At 71.0% G+C, this 6,000-nt stretch carries 1 protein-coding gene (only partly in view); it reads left to right on the plus strand.

What is annotated here, in order from left to right:
• Positions 1–6,000, plus strand: part of the annotated coding region (locus tag NK1_RS26230; RefSeq protein WP_157104449.1) for a non-ribosomal peptide synthetase (this coding region is incomplete at its 3' end). Its footprint begins 4,412 nt before the window's first position; 6,000 of its 10,412 annotated nt are in view.

Raw genomic sequence — 6,000 nt, forward strand, 5'->3', positions numbered from 1 at the left:
CGCGGCCCTGTTCGCCGAGAAGTGCGACGGCGCTCTGCACAATATGTACGGCCCGACCGAGGCGGCGGTGTCGATCACCTGCCACGAGGTCACCGCCGACGATGTGCGCAGTGTGCCGATCGGCGAGCCGGAATGGAATTCGCAGGTCTTCGTGCTGGACTCCCGCCTGCATCCGGTGCCGATCGGCGTGCCGGGCGAGTTGTACCTGGCCGGAACGCAGCTCGCGCGCGGCTATTGCGGGCGCGCCGATCTGACCGCGGACCGATTCGTCGCCAATCCCTTCGGTTTCGGCGGCGAACGGATGTATCGCACCGGCGATCTCGTGCGCTGGACCCCCGAGGGCGAGCTCGACTATCTGGGTCGCATCGACTTCCAGGTGAAGTTCCGCGGCCAGCGCATCGAACTGCCGGAGATCGAGACCGCGCTGCTGGCCGCGCCGGGCGTGGGCCAGGCCGCGGTGCGGTTGGTCACCGGCGAGAGCGGCGACTACCTCGCCGGATACGTGATCCGCACGCCGGGCGCCGAACTCGATGTGCGGGCCGTGCGGGAGGGGCTCGGCGCGGTGCTGCCCGCGTACATGATCCCCACCGCCGTCGTCGAACTGGCGGAATTCCCGCTCAACAGCAGCGGCAAATTGGATCGCGCGGCATTACCGCTGCCCGTGCTGGCGGCCGCGGAATTCGATGCTCCGCGCACTCCGCTGGAGGAGCGGGTGGCCGAGGTGTTCGCCGACGTTCTCGGGCTGGAACGGGTCGGCCGAGACGACGACTTCTTCGCCCTCGGCGGCAGCTCCCTCGACGCCACGCAGGTCAGTGCCCGCGTCGGCCGGATCGTGGATGCCCGGGTGCCGGTGCGCACCCTGTTCGAGGCCTCGACCGTGGCCGCGTTCGCGGCCGCCGCCGGCGGCGACGTGGCCGAGCGGCCGCGTCCGGCGCTGGTGAAACAACAACGGCCGCCGCGGATTCCGCTTTCACCGGCACAGCAGCGGATGTGGTTCCTCAACCGGTTCGATCCCGACTCGGGTGTCCACAACATTCCGGTCGCGGTCCGGCTGAGCGGGGAACTGGACCTCGCGGCGCTGGCCGCCGCCGTCGCGGATGTGGTGGAACGCCACGAGACCCTGCGCACCCGCTATCCCGAATACGAGGACGGTCCCGCCCAGGAGGTGCTGCCCGCCGCCGATGTGCGCGTGGACCTGACGCCGGTCGGCGTTGCGGCGGCGGAGATCGCGGGCCGGATCGCCGAGCTCACGGCGCGAGGCTTCGACGTGACCGCGGCACCGCCATTGCGAATCGCATTGCTGCGCAGAGACTTCGAAGACAGCGACGACGCCGGCTCCGAGGATGCCGAGCCCGAGCACATCCTCGTCTCCGTGGCGCACCACATCGCGGCCGACGGCTGGTCGATCGCCCCGCTGACCCGCGACCTCATGACCGCCTACGCCCACCGCGCGGCCGGAACCGCACCCCAGTGGGAACCGCTGCCCGTGCAGTACGCCGACTTCAGCATCTGGCAGCACACGGTGCTGGGCTCGGAATCCGATCCGGACAGTGTCCTCAGCGCCCAGGCGGCCTACTGGCGCGCAACCCTCGCCGGACTGGCCGACGAGCTGAACCTGCCCACCGACCGGCCGCGCCCGATGCGCCCCTCCTATGAAGGGGGCCGCGTGCGATTCGCTGTCGGCGGCGATATCCGCGACGGGCTGCGCGAACTCGCCCAGCGGCGACAGGCCACCACCTTCATGGCCGTGCACACCGCACTGGCGATCTTCCTGGCCCGCATGGCCGGCACCGACGATGTGGCGATCGGCTCGCCGATCGCCGGGCGCGGCGAGCGCGAACTCGACGATCTGATCGGCATGTTCGTCAACACCGTGGTGTTGCGGACCGCGGTGCCCGGCGGCGCGAGCTTCACCGAACTCCTCGACCGCACCCGCGATGCCGACCTGCGTGCCTTCGCGCATGCGGACCTGCCGTTCGAGCGTCTGGTGGAACTGCTCGATCCGGAACGGTCGACCGCGCGGCATCCGCTGTTCCAGGTGGCGCTTGCCTTCGAGAACCTGCCCACCGGCGAGCTGGAGCTGCCGGGGTTGCGGGCCGGAACGGTCGAGCAGGCCGCCGATACCGCGAAATTCGATCTGGCCCTGAACATCCGGGAGACGCCCGACGGCATGGCCGCGGAGTTCGCCTATGCCCGCGACCTTTTCGACCACACCACGATCGAGGGTTTCGCGAGCCGTTTCCTCGGACTGCTGCGGCAACTGGTCGCCGATCCCGAGGCCGCGGTCGGTGACATGTCGCTGCTCAGCGCCGACGAATACGTCCGGCTGACCCGGGTGCGGCCCGACGAGGCGATGGCGACCGCGCTGCTGCCGGAACTGCTCACCGCCGGGCTGAGCCTGGGCCGCGACCGGATCGCGGTGCGCTACGAGGGACGGTCGATCACCTACGGCGACCTGGACGACTACTCCTCCCGGCTGGCCCGCCGGCTGATCGCGGCCGGCGTCGGCCCGGAACAGCTGGTGGCCGTGGCACTCCCACGGTCGTTCGAGATGGTCGCCGCGGCCGTCGCGGTGGCCAAGGCCGGCGGCGCCCACGTCCCGGTCGACCCCACCTATCCCGCGGAACGGGTGCGGTACATGGTCACCGACTCGGCGGCACGGGTCGGCATCACGGTCGCCGCCTACGCCGACGCCCTCCCCGAGGACGTGCGCTGGCTGGTCCTCGACGCGCCCGCCACCGAGGCCGAACTCGCCGCCCTGCCCGCCGATCCGATCGGCGACGCCGACCGGATCGCCACGCTGCGGATGTCGCATCCGGCGTACGTGATCTACACGTCGGGCTCGACGGGCAGGCCCAAGGGCGTCACCGTGACGCACGCCGGCCTGGGCGGGCTGGCCCAGTACGCGATCGAACGGTACGGGTTGCGGCCCGAACACCACATGCTGCACATCTGCTCGCCGAGCTTCGACCCGTCGGTCCTGGAATGGATCTGTGCCTTCGCCACCGGCGCGACGCTCGTGGTCGTGCCGGCGCGCATCATCGGCGGCCCCGAACTGGGGGCGCTACTGCGCACGGAAGCGGTGACCCACGCGATCATCACCCCCGCCGTGCTGGGCACCCTGGACGCGGCCGAACAGCCACAGCTGCAGGTCCTTTCGGTCGGCGGAGATGTGACCACCGACGAACTGCTGGCGGCCTGGGAGCCCGGCCGCCGCTACTTCAACGGCTACGGTCCGACCGAAACCACCATCATCTCCTCCTACGCGCGGCTGAGCGCCGGACAACCGGTCACCATCGGCACTCCGGTGCACGGCATGTCGGCACTGGTGCTGGACCGGCGACTGCGGCCCGTGGCGCCCGGTGTGGCCGGTGAGCTGTATCTCGCGGGCGGCGGCCTGGCCCGGGGCTACCGCAACCGATCGGGAGCGACCGCTGAACGCTTCGTGCCGAACCCGTGGGGTAGGCCGGGCAGCCGGATGTATCGCACCGGCGATGTCGTGCGCTGGCGCGCCGTCGCACCGACGGTGCGCCAGACTCAGCCGGAATGGGAACTGGAGTACGTCGGGCGTTCGGATTTCCAGGTGAAGATCCGCGGCTTCCGCGTCGAACTCGGCGAGATCGACGCGGTGCTCGGCGCCCACCCGGACGTCGACTACGCGACCACCCTGGGGCGCGAGCACGACACCCGCGGCACCATGCTGGTGTCCTACGTCCTGCCGAAGCCGGGACGCGCGGCCGATCCCGTCGACCTCACCGATTTCGCGGCCCGCCGGTTGCCCTCGCACATGGTGCCCGCCGCGCTGGTCGTCCTCGACAAGATTCCGCTGACCCCGGTCGGCAAGCTGGACCGCAGGGCGCTGCCCGCGCCGGTGCTGGCGCCCACCCGGTACCGCGCGCCGGTCGGTGCGGCCGAGGTGCTGGTCGCCGGCACCTTCGCCGCCCTGCTCGGCGTCGAACAGGTGGGTGTGGACGACGACTTCTTCGCCCTCGGCGGCAACTCGCTCATCGCCACCCAGCTCGCCGCCCGCCTGACCAAGGCCACCGCGGACCCGGTCCCGGTCCGCGCGGTCTTCGACGCACCGACCGTGCGGGCGCTCGCCACCCGGATCACCCTGTCGGACAAGGGTTCCGGTGACCACGGGCCGATCGCCGTCGATCCGCGCCCGGACATCGTCCCGCTGTCGATCGCCCAGCAGCGCATGTGGATGCTCAACCGCCTGGACACCGGCGGCGGCAGCTACAACATCGCGTTCGCGCTGCGGCTCACCGGCAATCTGCACATCGCCGCGTTGCGCGCCGCGATCGCCGATGTGATCGAGCGGCACGAAACCCTGCGTACCCGCTACCCCGAGCGGGACGGGAGGGCGATTCAATGCGTCGTACCCGCCGCCGTACCGGATCTCGCGGTCACCGACGTCGATGCCGCCGAGGTCGCCGCCATGGCGGAAAGCCTGGCGCACAGTCGTTTCGACGTCGCGGACGAGGTTCCCGTGCGCATCCGGCTGTTGCGGGTGCGCCGCGCGCCCGACGCCGATCGCGCCGAACAGACCCATGTCCTGCTGTTCGTCGTCCATCACATCGCGGCCGACGGCTGGTCCTTCGCCCCGCTGACCCGAGACCTCGCCGTCGCCTATCAGGCCCGCACCACGGGCGCCGCGCCGCAGTGGTCGCCGCTGCCGATCCAGTACGCCGATTACGCCCTGTGGCAGCAGCGCACCCTCGGCGCGGTCACCGATCCCGAATCGGAATCCGCTCGGCAGCTGGAATTCTGGCGCGCGCAACTGTCCGGCGCGCCGGAACTGTCCGCGCTGCCGACCGACCGCCCGCGCCCGGCGATCGCCTCCCAGCGCGGCGGCGCCCGCACCGCACGGCTGAATTCCGCACTGCATCAGCGCATCCACGACCTGGCGGCGGCACATCGGGTGACACCGTTCATGGTGCTGCACGCCGCCCTGTCGGTACTGCTGGCCCGCTTCGGCGGCAGCGACGACATCGTGATCGGCGCACCGGTCGCCGGCCGCGGTGATCAGGCGCTCGACGATCTGGTCGGCATGTTCGTCAACACGCTGGTACTGCGCACCCCGGTGCACGGTGAGGACAGCCTGGTCGAACATCTGGACCACGTGCGAGCCGTCGACCTCGCCGCCTTCGATCATGCCGCGGTGCCGTTCGAACAGCTCGTCGAAACCCTCAATCCGACTCGCTCCCGGGCACATTCGCCGCTGTACCAGGTGTCGTTGACACTGCAGAACCAGACCCGCGCGCAGCTGCGGCTCGAGGGGCTGGAGATCGCCGCGGTCGAGCCGGTGGCGGCGCCGATCCAGGTCGACCAGCACTGGACCGCGAACGAAACCTACGCCCCGGACGGCACGGCCGCGGGTATCGACCTGCACGTGCACTACGCCGCCGACCTCTTCGACCCGGAGACCGTCGCGGCGCTGCTCGACGGATTCGAACGCATCGTGGCGGCGATGACGGCCGACGGCACCACCCGGGTCGCCGATGTGGAGCTGATGTCGCCGGCCGAACGCGACCTGCTGATCGGCGGGCACAATGCCACCGGTTACCCGATCGAACCGCGCACCCTGCCCGAACTTCTCGCCGCCCGGCCGCAGCGCCCGGCAGCGCAGGCGGTGACCTTCGAGGGCACCAGTCTGTCCTATCGGGAATTCGACCGCCGCGTGCACCGGCTGGCGCGCTACCTCATCGCCCGCGGTATCGGCCCGGAAACAACTGTGGCCGTGCGCATTCCGCGTTCGCTGGAGTTGGTCGTCGCCATTCACGCGATCGTCGCGGCCGGGGCGGCCTACGTGCCGCTGGATCCGGACCATCCCGTCGACCGCGTGCGCTATGTCCTCGACACCGCGCGGCCCGCCTGTGTGCTGACCACGACCGACGAGTCCGTCCTACCGGCCGGGGTGGACGTGGTGCGCCTGGACCGGCTGGACCTGTCGGGCTGTGCCGACGACGCGGTGACCGATGCCGACCGGGTGTCGCC

Origin of the sequence: Nocardia kruczakiae NBRC 101016, from assembly GCF_001612965.1 — a bacterium.
In the GTDB taxonomy this organism is placed as follows: domain Bacteria; phylum Actinomycetota; class Actinomycetes; order Mycobacteriales; family Mycobacteriaceae; genus Nocardia; species Nocardia kruczakiae.